A 13,762-nucleotide genomic window follows, 5' to 3' on the forward strand; every position below is an offset into this window, starting at 1 on the left:
TAGCCTTAATCTGCACCCTCGTTCATCATATGTTCTATGAACAAGGCGCAGACAGAATCAGGCATGGAGAGGCCCGCTTCCACCGGGGAGCGGACCGAGCGGCATCTGCGCCTGCTCGCCCGACTGGCCGAGATCGGCATGGAGATCGCCGAGAAGACCCGCACCGACGCGGTCGAGGCGCCCGAGCCCGGGGTCGACTACTGCACCCGCTTCGCCACCGCCGCCCGGGCGGTGCGGCTGACGATGCTGCTGGAGGACAAGCTGTCCCGGCAGCGTCCGGCCTGGTCGACGGCGGCGGATCGCAAGGGCCACCGGCAGCGTGTGGCGGCGGCGATGCAGCAGGCGCTCGACGCCCAGAGCAAGGCCGAGGGCTGGAGCGAGGACGAGGCCGATGACCGCGGCTGGGAGCTGGGCGACCGGCTGGAGCAGCCCGAGATCGAGGAGATGATCGACCGCCTGCCGGCGGAGGTGGCGATTGCGCGGCTGTGCCGGATGTACGGCCTGCCGGACGATGCGCAGCGCTGGCTGCAGGAGGCGATGGAGTTCGAGGCGGAGATGGCGCGCGAGGACGCGGAGGACGGGAAGGGCTGGGACGACGAGGATGACGAGGATGACGAAAAGCCTCCGCCGTCCGATCCGCCCGCGCCTCGCGCCGGCCGTCGCAAACCCAAGCCGCCGGACACGGGATGAGCCGCCGGCGCACCTACCCTTCACCAACTTTCAGCATTCACGAACGCAGCCTTCCACACTCCCGCTCCCCTGGCGGGAGGGGGAGGGGTTTCGACGCGCCCGCATCCCCAAAACCCTCGTCATCCCCGCGAAAGCGGGGATCTCGTCACGCCGTCTGGATAGAGATTCCCGCTTTCGCGGGAATGACGGCAAAGAGATGGATGGCTATGTGAGGGGAGAATGCCGAAGCCCGGACCGGCCTCCCAGGAGCGCCCCGTCCTACAGCACCATCGCCGTCGCCACCGTCGCCAGGACCAGGATCACCCCGGCGCCCTTGGTGACCTCCAGCGCCCGGCGGATGTCGCGCGGCGTCGCCTCGGCCCGGCCGCCATCGCCCATCCAGGCATCCGTTACCACCGTGCCGTGATACTGGCGCGGGCCGGCCAAGGCGAGGCCGAGGCCGCCGGCCATCGCTGCCTCCGGCCAGCCGGCATTGGGCGAGCGGTGCTTCGGCGCGTCGCGCAGCATCGCCCGCCATGCCGCGCCGATGCGGCCGCCGCCGAACGGTGCGGCCAGCGCCAGCAGGGCGCCGCAGAGCCGGGCGGGAACCAGGTTCAGGACGTCGTCCAGCCGGGCCGAGGCCCAGCCGAAGGCCTCGTGCCGGGCCGTGCGATGGCCGATCATGCTGTCGGCGGTGTTCACCGCCTTGTAGATCAGGATCCCGGGCAGGCCGAGCAGCGCGAACCAGAAGGCCGGCGCAAACACGCCGTCGGAATAGTTCTCGGCATCGCTCTCGATCGCGGCGCGGCACACCCCGGCCATGTCCAGGCTCTGCGGGTCGCGGCCGACGATCATCGACACGGCGCGGCGTCCGCCCTCCAGCCCCTCCAGCTCGCAGGCGGCGGCCACGGCGGCGACATGGTCGTGCAGGCTGCGCTGGGCCAGGAAGATGGCGGCGACGACGATCTCCAGAACCCAGCCGAAGGGCAGCGTGCGCAGCAGGGCCGAGACGCCCCAGCCGATGCCGCCGGCCGGCAGCACCAGCAGCAGCGTTGCGGCGATGCCCATGGCGCGGCGCCGGGCCGGGGCGTCGCCGTCATGGTTCAGGCGCCGGTCCAGCCAGCCGATCAGCCGGCCGACCAGGGCGATCGGATGCGTCAGCCGCCGCCACAGCCAGGGCGGGTCGCCGATGACCGCGTCGAGCAGCAGGGCCGCGGCCAGGATCCAGAGATGGTGGGAGAGGTCGAGCATGCTCACGCTCTGGCCGTCCCGCGCGCCGGGGTCAAGCCCTGGGCGAGCTCTGGATGGGCCGGAGCCACCCCCTCACCCGAAATCGCTGCGCGATTTCGACCTCTCCCCGAGGAGAGGTGCACGGGGCGCAACTCCTATTCCCTCTCCTCGGGGAGAGGGAGGGGCCCGGCCCGCTTGGGCCGGGAGGGTGAGGGGGCGGGCCGAGCCGCCGAGCGGGCGTTTCGATGGCGTGAGGAAAACTCAGCTCTTGTCCATCAGCATCACGACCACCAGCACGACCGCTGCCGCCGCCAGCGCCGCGAGGCCGATCTTGATCCAGCTCCAGGGCCGCTGGCCCTGCACCTCGCCGGTGCGGCCGTTGATCACGAAGCTGTAGGTCCGGCCGCCATAGCGGAAGCTGTTCAGCCAGATCGGCAGCAGCACGTGCTTGAAGGTGACGCCGGAATAGCGCGTCTCCTGGCTGCGGATGGTCTGCTTGTCGCCGCCGATATCGGCGCAGATGTCGCGGCGGATCGGCGGCGCCATCTTCTCCTGCGCCCGGCCGAAGCCGCCGGCCAGGTCGAGCTGATAGTGCTGCGCGCCGAAGCCGCGCAGATAGCTCGGGTCATAGGGCGTCAGCGCGCCGAGATCCCAGGGCTCGAGCTTGTCGAGATACCCCTCCGGCAGGGACCGGCTGGCCATCACCGTCACGTCGTCGAAATCGCGGGCGACCTCGCCGCTGCAGTTGGTCCAGCGGGTCTCGACGACGGTGCGGGTCTTGTCGCCCTCGCGAATCGTCCGGGTGTAGTCGTCGCCGCGCTGGCCGGTGTAGTCGGTGCGGGTCGCGGCGTCGAAGGTCCAGTAGGGCACATACATGCCGATGAAGCCGGCATCGGTCTTGGCCAGGCGCTTGACGTCGTTCGGCGCGAACCACAGGCCGGACAGCCAGGATTCGTATTTCGACCGTGCCCCCTTGGCGTCGAAGCCGAAGGGCAGCAGCGCGCCGGGCCGCAGATGGGTCAGGGCGCGCGGCTCCAGCACGATCGGCGTGCCGCAGAACGGGCAGCGCGACGCCTGGATCGCGGGGTCCAGCTGGAATTCGGCGGCGCAGCGCTGGCACGAGACCACCGACACCGTCTCGGTCGGCGCCGACTGCTCGGCCTCGGCCAGGCCGGTGGCGTAGTCGATCTCCTCGACCCTGGACCAGGGCGAGGCCTCGATCGCATTCTCATGCCCGCAATAGGGGCATTTCAGCGTCCGGGTGCCGGGCGCGTATTCGAGCTGCGCGCCGCAGGACGCGCAGGCGAAGGCCAGATCCGCCATGATCCGGGATCAGGCCGGCGGCAGCGGCGGCGGCTGGTCGGCGAACAGCGCGGCCAGGCCAGCGACATCACCGGCCTTGCTCCAGCCCGCCATGCCCTGGGCCCAGACCAGGCTGTCGCGGGTCAGGCGCCCGTCGTGCACCAGCCTCTGCAGCTCGGCCGCCGGAAACGGGCCGGCCTGCTTGCCGTCGATGGCGACGTGATAGGCCCCCGGCAAAGGCGGCGGCGCCGAACCCGCGGCCGGCGTCTGGCCGGCCTGCTGCACCGCGCCGCCCATGGCGGAGGCGAGGCCTCCGGCCGTCGCCATGCCGATGCCGATGCCGGCGGCGCCGCCGGGATTCTCGGCCGCGGCCTTGATCGCCTCGGCGGTCTGGAACTGGGTGTAGCGGCCGAGGTCGCCGACCACGCCCATGCTGCTGCGGCGGTCGAGCGCCTTCTCGACCTCCTCGGGCAACGAGACGTTCTCGACCAGCAGCGTCGCCACCTCCAGGCCGTAGGCATCGAACTCCGGCTGGATGGCGTCGCGGATCACCTGGCCGACCTTGTCGTAGTTGGCCGACAGGTCCAGCACCGGGATGCCCGACTTCGCCACCGCCCCGGCGAAGCTGGTGACGATCAGGTTGCGCAGCTGGTCGGTGATCTCGTCGGTGGTGAAGCGGCCGTCGGTGCCGGCGATCTCGCGGATGAAGGCAGCGGGATCCTTGACCCGGATGGCGTAAGTCCCGAAAGCCCGAAGCCGCACCGGCCCGAATTCCGGGTCGCGCAGCATCACCGGGTTCATCGTGCCCCATTTCAGGTCGGTGAACCGCTTGGTGTTGAGGAAATAGACCTCGGCCTTGAACGGGCTCGAGAAGCCGTATTTCCAGCCCTGCAGCGTCGACAGGATCGGCAGGTTCCTGGTTTCCAGCTGGTACATTCCCGGCTGGAACACGTCGGCCACCTTGCCTTCGTTGACGAAGACGGCGACCTGGCTCTCGCGCACCGTCAGCTGGGCGCCGTATTTGATCTCGTTGTTGTGCCGCCCGAACCGGTAGACGATGGTGTCCTGGGTATCATCGGTCCATTCGATGATGTCGATGAATTCGCCGGCAATCTTGTCCCACAGGGCCATGGTCCCCTCCGTCCGCGGGCCGCATGGGCCGATCGCGCCAGGACGATACTACCAGCTTGGGACGAAAAAGAGGCGGGCCGGAGAGGGAGTCTCCGGCCCGCCGCGATGTCAGCTGCGCGAGTTCGGCTGCGGCGCCCGGGCCGCCGGCGGCGCCAGCTTCACGCCCGGCATGGTGCGGGGCAGGGCGCGCGGGTCGAGCCGCAGGTCGTAGCGCTCGGCCAGCAGGGCGGTGCCCATGATCAGCAGGCCGGTGCCGGAGACGACCAGGAACGGCAGGTACCAAGCCAGGTCGGTCAGCACCATGCCCAGCAGCACCACGCCGGCCGCGGTCTCCGGGATGCCGCTGCCGGCGCCGCTGCGATAGCCGGACCGGCGCGAGCTGCCCTTCTTCGGCGTGCGCACGAAGCCGCTGCGGCGGCCGATGAAGGCCTCGATCACGCCCACCGAGTTCGACAGCGACAGGCCGGCATTCAGCGCCATGGTGGCCAGCATGTCCATCACCGCCTGGCCCAGCCGCTCCCGGCGTACGGCGCAGCGGCCGGAGACCAGGAAGGCGGCGGTGCCGGAGATGCCGAGCACGGTCGAGACCACGCCCAGCGCGGTCAGCGCCACCGGCTGGTCGAAGCCGATGCTCAGGAACATCAGCGTGTTGACCATCGCCAGCGCGCCCAGCGGGTAGAACAGGCATTGCAGCAGCTGCAGGCTGACCACGACCTTGGTCTTGCGCGGCAGGGTCGAGCGCCAGACCGTCGGCAGCAGCTTGCAGGCGACCTGGGCGAAGCCCTTGGTCCAGCGGAACTGCTGCACCCGCCAGGCGGCGATGCTCGACGGCAGCTCGCCCGGCACGGTGATGTCGGACAGGTAGCGGGCGCGCCAGCCCTTGAGATGGGCGCGCAGGCTGAGGTCGAGGTCCTCGGTCAGCGTATCGGCCTTCCAGCCGCCGGCGTCCTCGATCGCGGCGCGGCGCCAGATGCCGCAGGTGCCGTTGAAGGGCAAGGGCAGGCCGGTCATGCTGCGGGCCGGCTGCTCGATGCCGAAATGCGCGTCCAGCATCAGCGTCTGGGCGCGGGTCAGGCGGTTCTCGTCGCCGTTCAGATGCTCCCAGCGGCCCTGCACGAAGGCCAGCTTCCGGTCGTTCTCCAGCACGCCGACGGTGCGGCGCAGGAAGTCCGGCCGCGGGATGAAGTCGGCATCGAAGATCGCGACATAGGGGTGGTCGGTGACGCCCAGCCCGGCATGCAGCGCCCCGGCCTTGAAGCCGGTGCGGTCGACCCGGTGCAGCCGGTGGGCGTCGACGCCGGCGGCGCGCAGCTCCTGCACCGCAGCCTCGGCGATCTCGCGGGTCTCGTCGATGCTGTCGTCCAGCAGCTGGATCGTCAGCTTGTCCTGCGGCCAGTCGAGGGCCGCGGCGGCGCCGAGGATGCGGCGCACCACGTGGCGCTCGTTGAACACCGGAATCTGGATCAGGACCCTGGGCAGGTCAGCGTCCGGGGTCGCGGCCATCCCCTGATTCGGCAGGCTCTGCCCCTGCGACTGATGCCGCCAGAAGGTGATCGCGAGCCAGAGGAGGTTGCATGACAGGAGGCACAATAGCGTCAGCGCGATGGCCAGTAGACCGTATACGCTGAATTCGAAGATCTCTAAGGGGGTCAAGATGGCCCGGCCTTTTCTTGCGTATATTCAGAACTCAAAACAGCCGACTCATGTCGTTGTTCCGTCATACTACCGGATCGGCCGCTCGCCGACATCAAACGCAGCGGAACGTGGCGCCAGCGTGGCAGGCGTCGGGCGGCTGGCGAAAACGGCCGTCGGAATGGCTTGAATCGTCGGACTTGTACGATAGGCTGGGCAGCGGCCCGCCGTCCCGGGGGCGCGAGAGGAAACTTCCATGACCAAACCCGTCGTCCTCGCCTTGGCCGGTCTGATGCCGGGCCCCTTCGCCGAGCTGGAGGCGAACTGCACCGTGCACCGGCTGTGGGAGGCCGAGGACCGCGAGGCGCTGATCAAGCGCGTGGCGCCGGAGGTCCGCGGCATCGTCACCGGCCCCGGCGTCTCGGCGGAGCTGATGGACCGGTTCCCGGCGCTGGAGATCATCGGCAATTTCGGCGTCGGCTACGACAAGGTCGACACCACCCATGCCAAGAAGCGTGGCGTCCGCGTCACCAACACCCCCGGCGTGCTCGACGACGAGGTCGCGGATCTCGGCCTGCTGCTGATGTTGGCGACGGCGCGGCGGCTCTGCGTCGGCGACCGCTTCGTCCGCGGCGGCAAATGGACCCAGGGCGGCCTGCCGCTGGCCCGCAGCCTGCGCGGCAAGCGCCTCGGCGTGGTCGGCATGGGCCGGATCGGCCAGGCGGTGGCGGAGCGGGCGAAGGTCTTCGGCCTGTCGATCGCCTGGCACGGGCCGCGGGCGAAGCCGGAGATCGACTATCCCTATTACCCAGACCTGGTGGCCCTGGCCCGCGACAGCGACGTGCTGGTGCTGTGCTGCCCGGGTGGCGCCGCCACCCACCACATCGTCAACCGCGCGGTGATCGAGGCGCTGGGCCCTGAAGGCATCCTGGTCAACATCGCCCGCGGTACGGTGGTGGACGAGCCGGAGCTGGTCTCGGCCCTGGTCGACGGCCGCCTGGGCGCCGCCGGGCTCGACGTGTTCGAGCATGAGCCGAAGGTGCCGGAGGCGCTGTACGGCCTCGACAACGTGGTGCTGCAGCCGCATGTCGGCAGCGCCACGGTCGAGACCCGCAACGCCATGGCCAACCTCGTGGTCCAGAACCTGCTGGCCCATTTCGCCGGCAAGCCGCTGCTGACCCCGGTGGTGTGAGGGAAGGGGGCGATCTCACCCCCTATCCTGTCTACCGCCCGTTCGCCTTGCGCCAGGCGGCGAAGTCGGTCTTGGTCTGCTCCTCGGTCGCCGGGTAGAGGCCGAGGATCGAGCGGCCCTTCATCACCTCCTCGGTGACGAAATCCTCGAAGGCGGTCATCTCGACCGCCTCGTCGGCGATCTCGTCGGCGATGTTGGCCGGGATGATCACCACGCCCTCGCCGTCGCCGACCACGATGTCGCCCGGGAACACCGGCGCATCGCCGCAGCCGATCGGCACGTTGATGTCCAGCGCCTGGTGCCGGGTCAGGTTGGTCGGCGCGGCCGGGCGGTTGTGATAGGCGGGGATGCCGAGCCTGGCGATCTCGGGCGAATCGCGGAAGCCGCCATCGGTGACCACGCCGGCGACGCCGCGCTTCATCAGCCGCGCCACCAGGATCGACCCGGCCGAGGCGGCGCGGGGGTCCTTGCGGCTGTCGATGACGAAGACGGCGCCGGGCGGGCAATCCTCGACCGCCTTGCGCTGCGGGTGGGCGCGGTCCTGGAACACGCTGAGCGGGTTCAGGTCCTCGCGCGCCGGGATGTAGCGCAGGGTGAAGGCCTCGCCGACCATCGGCGCGCCCGCAGGGTTCAGCGGGTGCACGTCCTGAATGAACTGGTTGCGCAGGCCGCGCTTGAACAGGGCCGTGGTCAGGGTGGCGGTGCTGACGGTCTTCAGCTTGTCCCGGGTCTCGGGCTTCAATCCGGTCATTCGATCATCCTCATTCGGAAAGGTCAGCCGCCGATCGCGCCTTGGGTGCCCACATAGAGGGCGTAGACGGACTGGCTGGAGGCCATGAACAGGCGGTTGCGAAGCTCGCCGCCGAAGCACAGGTTGGCGCAGCGCTCGGGCAGGGCGATCCGGCCGATCGGCTTGCCGTCGGGATTGAAGATCATCACCCCGTCGAGCGCATCGCTGCCCATGCCCCAGCCGCACCAGAGATTGCCGTCGACATCGACGCGCATACCGTCCGGCGTGCCGGGGCCGGCATCGATCATCACCCGCCGGTTGGCGATGCGCCGGCCACTGTCGACGACGTCATAGGCGACGATCAGCCGGTTCGGCGTCGCCCGGGATTCGACGAGGTAGAGGATCGACTCATCGGGCGAGAAGCACAGGCCGTTCGGCCCCTTGACGTCCTCGACAACGACGCTGAGCACGCCCGTCTCCCCGTCGATTCGGTAGACGTTCCCGGGCAGCTCCGGCTCCGCCTTGCGGCCTTCGTAGTTGCCGGTGATGCCGAAGGGCGGGTCGGTGAACCAGGCCGAGCCGTCCGACTTCACCACGACGTCGTTCGGGGAGTTCAGCCGCTTGCCGTCGAAGCTGTCGGCCAGCACGGTGATGGTGCCGTCATACTCGGTGCGGGTGACGCGGCGGCCGAGATGCTCGCAGGTGACCAGCCGGCCCTGGCGGTCCCGGGTGTTGCCGTTGGCGTTGTTCGACGGCCGGCGGAAGGCGCTGACCGCCCCGGTCTCCTCATCCCATTTCAGGATCCGGTTGTTCGGAATGTCACTCCACAGCAGGGCGCGGCGGTCGCCGAACCAGACCGGCCCCTCGGCCCAGCGGCAGCCGGTGGCGATGCGCTCCACCGCGGCGCTGAAGATCCGGTACGGCGCGAAGCTCGGGTCGAGCACCTGCACCGCCGGGTCGGGATAGCGGGGCGAGGGCGTCCAGCCGCCCTGAAGCTCATCCTGTCCGCTCATCACCGGCCTCCCTCAGTAGATGTCGGGCTCGGCCACCGGGGCGCCGAAGCCGGTCTCGAGGAAGTCGAAGTCGCAGCCCTCATGCGCCTGGCGGATGTGGCGGTTGAACATCCAGCCATAGCCGCGCTCGTAGCGGGGCTGCGGCGGCGTCAGCTCGGACCGGCGGCGCGCCAGCTCCTCTTCCGGCACCTCCATGTCGATGCGGCGGGCGGCGACGTCGAGGGTGACGATGTCGCCGGTGCGCAGCAGCGCCAGCGGGCCGCCGACATAGGATTCGGGCGAGACATGCAGGATGCAGGCGCCGTAGCTGGTGCCGCTCATCCGGGCGTCGGAGATGCGGACCATGTCGCGGATGCCCTGCTTCACCAGCTTCTTCGGGATCGGCAACATGCCCCATTCCGGCATGCCCGGCCCGCCCTGGGGACCGACATTGCGCAGCACCAGCACGTGATCGGCGGTGACGTCGAGCTCGTCGCTGTCGATCACCGCCTTCATCGACGGATAGTCGTCGAACACCAGGGCCGGGCCGCTGTGCTTCAGGAAGCGCGGCTCGCAGGCGCTGGGCTTGATGACGCAGCCGTCGGGCGCCAGGTTGCCGCGCAGCACCGCCAGCGCGCCCTCGGCATAGAGCGGGTTGTCGATCGGCCGGATCACGTCCTCGTTGTAGATCTCGGCACCGGCGATGTTCTCGCCCACGGTCCGGCCGCTGACGGTCAGCGCGTCGAGCTTCAGGTGGCCCCGCAGCCGGGTCATCAGCGCCGGCAGGCCGCCGGCGTAGAAGAAGTCCTCCATCAGATACTGGTCGCCGCTGGGGCGGACATTGGCGATCACCGGCACCGTCCGGCTGGCGGCGTCGAAATCGTCCAGGCCGACGTCGTGGCCGGCGCGCCGCGCCATGGCGACGAGATGGATGATGGCGTTGGTCGAGCAGCCCATCGCCATCGCTACCACGATCGCGTTCTCGAAGGCGGCGCGGGTCTGGATCCGGGCCGGGACCAAGTCTTCCCACACCATCTCGACGATACGGCGGCCGCAGGTCGAGGCCATGCGGATATGGCCGGCATCGGCGGCCGGGATCGAGGAGGCGCCGGGCATGGTCAGCCCCAGCGCCTCGGTGATCGCGGTCATGGTGCTGGCCGTGCCCATGGTCATGCAGTGGCCGTAGCTGCGGGCGATGCCGCCCTCGATGTCGACCCAGTCCTGATCGCTGATGTTGCCGGCCCGGCGCTCGTCCCAGAACTTCCAGGCGTCGGAGCCGGAGCCGAGCACCTTGCCCTTCCAGTTGCCGCGCAGCATCGGGCCAGCCGGCATGAAGATCATCGGCAGGCCGGCGCTGGTGGCGCCCATCAGCAGGCCGGGGGTGGTCTTGTCGCAGCCGCCCATCAGCACCGCGCCGTCGACGGGGTGGGAGCGCAGCAGCTCCTCCGCCTCCATCGCCAGCATGTTGCGGTACAGCATGGTGGTCGGCTTGACGAAGCTCTCCGACAGCGACAGCGCCGGCAGCTCCATCGGGAAGCCGCCCGCCTGCAGCACGCCGCGCTTCACATCCTCGACCCGCGTCTTGAAATGGGCGTGGCAGGGGTTGGCGTCGGACCAGGTGTTGAGGATCGCGATCACCGGCCGGCCGGCCCATTCCTCCGGCGCGAAGCCCATCTGCATGGCGCGGGATCGGTGGCCGAAGGAGCGCAGGTCGTCGGGCGCGAACCAGCGGGCGCTGCGGAGGGTGTCGGGCGTCTTGCGGGGCGTGTCGGTCATGGCTCGCTGCCGTCTTCTGGATCGGTGGCCGGGCGGAAAGGACTCGGGTCGCTGCACACTAATGCATTAGTGCATGGGCATCCAGGCAGGTATGATCGGCTCCATGACAAAGGATGGATTCCTCGCAGCATGACCGTTACCGCGATCCCGCTCGACCGCGCCCGGCAGGCGGCGCCGCAGGTCTATGAGCGGCTGCGCGAGCAGATCCTCGCGCTGGCCCTGGCGCCGGGCTCAGTGCTGGCGCGTAACGAGCTGATGGCCCAGTTCGGGGTCAGCCAGACGCCGATCCGCGATGCCCTGCTGCGGCTGGCGGAGGAGGGGCTGGTCGACATCTTCCCGCAGCACGCCACGGTGGTCAGCCCAATCGACCTGGCGGCGGCGCGGCAGGCGCATTTCCTGCGCCGGTCGGTCGAGCTCGAGGTCGTGCGCAGCCTAGCGCAGCGCCAGGACCGGTCCTACGTGCCGCGGCTGCAGGCGCTGATCGCCCGCCAGCGCGGCATGCTCGACGCCCAGGATTTCGAGGCCTTCGCCGAGACCGACCAGTCGCTGCACCGCCAGCTGTGCGAGGCGGCGGAGGTGCCGGGGCTGTGGGCGCTGATCCGCAGCCGCAGCGGCCATCTCGACCGGCTGCGGCGGCTGCACCTGCCGGCGCCGGGCAAGGCCCAGTCGATCCTGGACGACCATGCCCTGATCCTCGATGCGATCGCCGCGGGCGATTCGGGCCGGGCGGAGGAGGCGCTGCGGCAGCACCTGTCCGGAACGCTGGCGCAGGTCGACGAAATCCGCGCCCGCTTCCCGGATTATGTGAGGGGATAAGGCTCAGCCTGGCCCTCGCTGCTCCCGCCACCAGACATACGCGCCGGCGGCGACGATGACGGCGCAGCCCAGCAGTGGGCGGGCGCCGATCACGTCGCCGAACACCACCCAGCCGAAGGCCAAGCCGTAGATCAGCTGGCTGTACTGGAACGGCGCCAGGGTCGAGGCGGGGGCTTGGCCGAAGGCCGCGATCAGCAGCGTGTGCGACAGCAGGCCCAGCAACCCCATCGCCAGCATCAGACCCCAGCCGGCTGCGTCGGGCGGCGTCCAGACGAAGGGCTGCGCCAGGCTCAGCAGCACCGTCCCGACCAGCGCGGTGATGAACAGGGTGGTGCGGGGATCCTCGCCGTCCAGCCGTCGGGTGGCGACGAGGCCGATGGCCCAGAACAGCGCCGCCCCGAAGGCGACCAGGCCGCCGACGATGCCGACGCCATCGCCGCTGGGCCAGACGATGATCAGCATGCCGATGAAGCCGGCCGCCACCGCGGCCCAGCGATGCGGGCCGACATGCTCGCCCAGGAACAGCACCGACAGCACGATCACCAAAAGCGGCGCGATGAAGTTGATCGCGAACAGGTCGGCCAGCGGCATCAGGCTGAAGCCGAGGATCGCGAGCATGGCCGAGGCCAGCAGCGCCAAAGCGCGCGCCAGTTGCAGCCCCGGCCGGGCCGTCGCGGCCATCCGCCGGACGCTGGCCGGGCCCGCGATCAGCAGCATCGGCAGCGCGTGGAAGGTATAGCGCGCCCAGGTCACCTGGATCGGGTCGTAGTCGCCGGTCAGCACCTTGGACACGGTGTCCATGACGGTGAAGCTGCCCATCGCCGCCAGCATGAGCAACATGCCGGCGGTGGGAGCGGCCGCGGTCCGCGGCAGGGCGGTCATGGCCTGCGAGTGGTCAGGGAGTCTGCACGCCCCGCGTGTTCAGATAGACCGAGCGCAGCGAGGTCGTGGCGCAGATGAACAGGCGGTTCTTCTTGACGCCGCCGAAGCAGACATTGGCCACCACCTCCGGCACCTTGATCTTGCCGATCAGCGTGCCGTCCGGGGCGTAGCAATGCACGCCGTCGCCGGCGCTGGTCCAGATGTTGCCGTGATGGTCCAGGCGGAAGCCGTCGAACAGGCCGAAGGTGCAGTCGGCGAAGACCTCGCCGCCGGCCAGCGTGCCGTCGTCGCGGACCTGGAAGCGGCGGATGTGCTTCGGCCCGTCCGGGGTGTGGGTGGCGCCGGTGTCGGCAACATAGAGCAGCTTCTCATCCGGCGAGAAGGCGATGCCGTTCGGCTTGACGAAATCGGTGGCGATGGCCTTCAGCGCCCCCGATTTCGGATCGAAGCGGTAGACGTGGCAGCCATCCTGCTCGGGCTCGGACTGGTGGCCCTCATATTCCGACAGGATGCCGTAGGACGGATCGGTGAACCACACCGTGTCGTCCGACTTCACCACCACGTCGTTCGGCGAGTTCAGGCGTTTGCCGTTGTGGCTGTCGGCCAGGACGGTGACGCGGCCGTCATATTCGGTGCGGCTGACCCGGCGGCCGCCATGCTCGCAGGACACCAGGCGGCCCTGGCGGTCACGGGTGTGGCCGTTGGTGTAGTTGGAGGGGTTGCGATAGACGCTGACGCTGCCGTCGGTCTCGTCCCAGCGCATGATCCGGTTGTTCGGGATGTCGCTCCACAGCAGGTAGCGGCCGTCGCCGAACCAGACCGGCCCTTCCGACCAGCGCAGACCGATGTCGCTGGCCAACACATCGATATGGACATTGCCCATGACATAACCCGCGAAGCGCTTGTCCAGCACCTCGAAACAGGGGTCGAGCATCCCGGTTTCCTCCCTTGGCCCGGGCCTGGCCCGGACGTCCTATTGATCGGACATAACTGTCCGGAGTGTGGCGCCCCGCCGAAGGGCCCGTCAATGATTCGGCGGGGCGGATCACGGCTACTGCCCGAGTCCCGGCAGGGCGGTCGTGCCCTCCTGCCGAACCGCGGCGAGCTCCGTCGCATCGAACCCGAGCGCCGTCAGGATCGTCGGCGCGATCTCCGCCGTCTGCACCGGCTGCGTCACCACGCGGGCACCGATGCCGGGACCGGAGACAAGCAGGGCGACATTGACGTCGTCCGGATTCGCGCCGCCATGCTCGGCGATCTTGGTGCTCTTCGCGCTCTTGTAGACGACGCCGATCCGCGGCTGGATGGCGATGTCGGGCGTCCGCGGATCCGTCGCCGGATCGTCGAACCGGGCGGCCAGGGCCCGGCCGGCAAAGATCTCGCCGATGCCGAGCTCGTCCTGACGCGCCG

12 protein-coding genes and 1 pseudogene are annotated in these 13,762 nt (G+C 69.7%); 3 read left to right on the forward strand and 10 right to left on the reverse strand.

Annotated elements, in window-relative coordinates:
- Positions 1-63 precede the first annotated feature (63 nt).
- Positions 64-690 (forward strand): hypothetical protein, encoded by a 627-nt coding sequence (locus tag FFK22_RS38385; protein WP_138893663.1) that lies wholly within the window; start codon positions 64-66, stop codon positions 688-690.
- A gap of 258 nt (positions 691-948) precedes the next feature.
- Here the strand turns inward: FFK22_RS38385 and cbiB are convergent, their stop codons facing one another.
- From cbiB to FFK22_RS38405, 4 genes are all read right to left on the reverse strand, one after another.
- A complete protein-coding gene (gene cbiB / locus FFK22_RS38390; RefSeq protein ID WP_138893662.1) occupies positions 949-1,920 on the reverse strand; it encodes an adenosylcobinamide-phosphate synthase CbiB in 972 nt (323 codons plus the stop codon).
- Positions 1,921-2,160: 240 nt separating this feature from the next.
- On the reverse strand, positions 2,161-3,222 hold the full coding sequence (locus tag FFK22_RS38395; RefSeq protein ID WP_138893248.1) for a hypothetical protein: 1,062 nt from the start codon (positions 3,220-3,222) through the stop codon (positions 2,161-2,163).
- A gap of 9 nt (positions 3,223-3,231) precedes the next feature.
- Complete coding sequence (locus FFK22_RS38400; protein ID WP_138893247.1) at positions 3,232-4,332, reverse strand: SPFH domain-containing protein; 1,101 nt, start codon at positions 4,330-4,332, stop codon at positions 3,232-3,234.
- A gap of 108 nt (positions 4,333-4,440) precedes the next feature.
- Positions 4,441-5,835 carry a glycosyltransferase gene (locus FFK22_RS38405; RefSeq protein ID WP_221939185.1) on the reverse strand — a complete coding sequence of 465 codons (1,395 nt, stop codon included), beginning with the start codon at positions 5,833-5,835 and terminating at the stop codon, positions 4,441-4,443.
- Between the two features lie 385 nt (positions 5,836-6,220).
- Here FFK22_RS38405 and FFK22_RS38410 point away from each other — a divergent pair, with 385 nt between their 5' ends.
- Positions 6,221-7,156, forward strand: a complete 936-nt coding sequence (locus FFK22_RS38410; protein ID WP_138893246.1) for a 2-hydroxyacid dehydrogenase — start codon at positions 6,221-6,223, stop codon at positions 7,154-7,156.
- A 31-nt stretch (positions 7,157-7,187) separates the two neighbouring features.
- Here the strand turns inward: FFK22_RS38410 and FFK22_RS38415 are convergent, their stop codons facing one another.
- From FFK22_RS38415 to araD, 3 genes are read right to left on the reverse strand one after another with little or no spacing between them, the layout of a single operon-like run.
- The gene (locus FFK22_RS38415; protein ID WP_138893245.1) at positions 7,188-7,907 is read right to left on the reverse strand and encodes a ribonuclease activity regulator RraA; all 720 of its coding nucleotides are present in this window, start codon (positions 7,905-7,907) and stop codon (positions 7,188-7,190) included.
- A 23-nt stretch (positions 7,908-7,930) separates the two neighbouring features.
- Entirely contained in the window at positions 7,931-8,899 is a 969-nt protein-coding gene (locus FFK22_RS38420; RefSeq protein WP_138893244.1) for an SMP-30/gluconolactonase/LRE family protein, read from the reverse strand.
- A 12-nt stretch (positions 8,900-8,911) separates the two neighbouring features.
- Positions 8,912-10,654, reverse strand: coding sequence for an L-arabinonate dehydratase (gene araD / locus FFK22_RS38425; RefSeq protein ID WP_138893243.1), 1,743 nt, complete (start codon positions 10,652-10,654; stop codon positions 8,912-8,914).
- A gap of 129 nt (positions 10,655-10,783) precedes the next feature.
- Between araD and FFK22_RS38430 the strand changes: the two genes are divergently transcribed.
- Positions 10,784-11,470 (forward strand): GntR family transcriptional regulator, encoded by a 687-nt coding sequence (locus FFK22_RS38430; protein ID WP_138893242.1) that lies wholly within the window; start codon positions 10,784-10,786, stop codon positions 11,468-11,470.
- A gap of 3 nt (positions 11,471-11,473) precedes the next feature.
- Here FFK22_RS38430 and FFK22_RS38435 read toward each other — a convergent pair whose 3' ends face one another.
- From FFK22_RS38435 to FFK22_RS43480, 3 genes and pseudogenes are all read right to left on the reverse strand, one after another.
- Positions 11,474-12,352: a DMT family transporter gene (locus FFK22_RS38435; protein WP_138893241.1), complete on the reverse strand. Its 879-nt coding sequence runs from the start codon at positions 12,350-12,352 to the stop codon at positions 11,474-11,476.
- A gap of 13 nt (positions 12,353-12,365) precedes the next feature.
- A complete protein-coding gene (locus FFK22_RS38440; RefSeq protein WP_138893240.1) occupies positions 12,366-13,286 on the reverse strand; it encodes an SMP-30/gluconolactonase/LRE family protein in 921 nt (306 codons plus the stop codon).
- 117 nt (positions 13,287-13,403) lie between these two features.
- Positions 13,404-13,762: pseudogene (locus FFK22_RS43480) on the reverse strand (phosphodiesterase); the annotation flags it as partial.

It is taken from the genome of Mycobacterium sp. KBS0706, assembly GCF_005938675.2.
Lineage (GTDB): Bacteria > Pseudomonadota > Alphaproteobacteria > DSM-16000 > Inquilinaceae > Inquilinus.

Excerpts from the sequence above, each read along its gene's own strand:
- FFK22_RS38415 (WP_138893245.1), bottom strand. The coding sequence starts at position 7,907 with ATGACCGGATTGAAGCCCGAGACCCGGGACAAGCTGAAGACCGTCAGC.
- FFK22_RS38430 (WP_138893242.1), top strand. The coding sequence starts at position 10,784 with ATGACCGTTACCGCGATCCCGCTCGACCGCGCCCGGCAGGCGGCGCCG.
- araD (WP_138893243.1), bottom strand. The coding sequence starts at position 10,654 with ATGACCGACACGCCCCGCAAGACGCCCGACACCCTCCGCAGCGCCCGC.
- FFK22_RS38410 (WP_138893246.1), top strand. The coding sequence starts at position 6,221 with ATGACCAAACCCGTCGTCCTCGCCTTGGCCGGTCTGATGCCGGGCCCC.
- FFK22_RS38405 (WP_221939185.1), bottom strand. The coding sequence starts at position 5,835 with ATGGCCGCGACCCCGGACGCTGACCTGCCCAGGGTCCTGATCCAGATT.
- FFK22_RS38400 (WP_138893247.1), bottom strand. The coding sequence starts at position 4,332 with ATGGCCCTGTGGGACAAGATTGCCGGCGAATTCATCGACATCATCGAA.
- cbiB (WP_138893662.1), bottom strand. The coding sequence starts at position 1,920 with ATGCTCGACCTCTCCCACCATCTCTGGATCCTGGCCGCGGCCCTGCTG.
- FFK22_RS38385 (WP_138893663.1), top strand. The coding sequence starts at position 64 with ATGGAGAGGCCCGCTTCCACCGGGGAGCGGACCGAGCGGCATCTGCGC.
- FFK22_RS38420 (WP_138893244.1), bottom strand. The coding sequence starts at position 8,899 with ATGAGCGGACAGGATGAGCTTCAGGGCGGCTGGACGCCCTCGCCCCGC.
- FFK22_RS38395 (WP_138893248.1), bottom strand. The coding sequence starts at position 3,222 with ATGGCGGATCTGGCCTTCGCCTGCGCGTCCTGCGGCGCGCAGCTCGAA.
- FFK22_RS38440 (WP_138893240.1), bottom strand. The coding sequence starts at position 13,286 with ATGCTCGACCCCTGTTTCGAGGTGCTGGACAAGCGCTTCGCGGGTTAT.
- FFK22_RS38435 (WP_138893241.1), bottom strand. The coding sequence starts at position 12,352 with ATGACCGCCCTGCCGCGGACCGCGGCCGCTCCCACCGCCGGCATGTTG.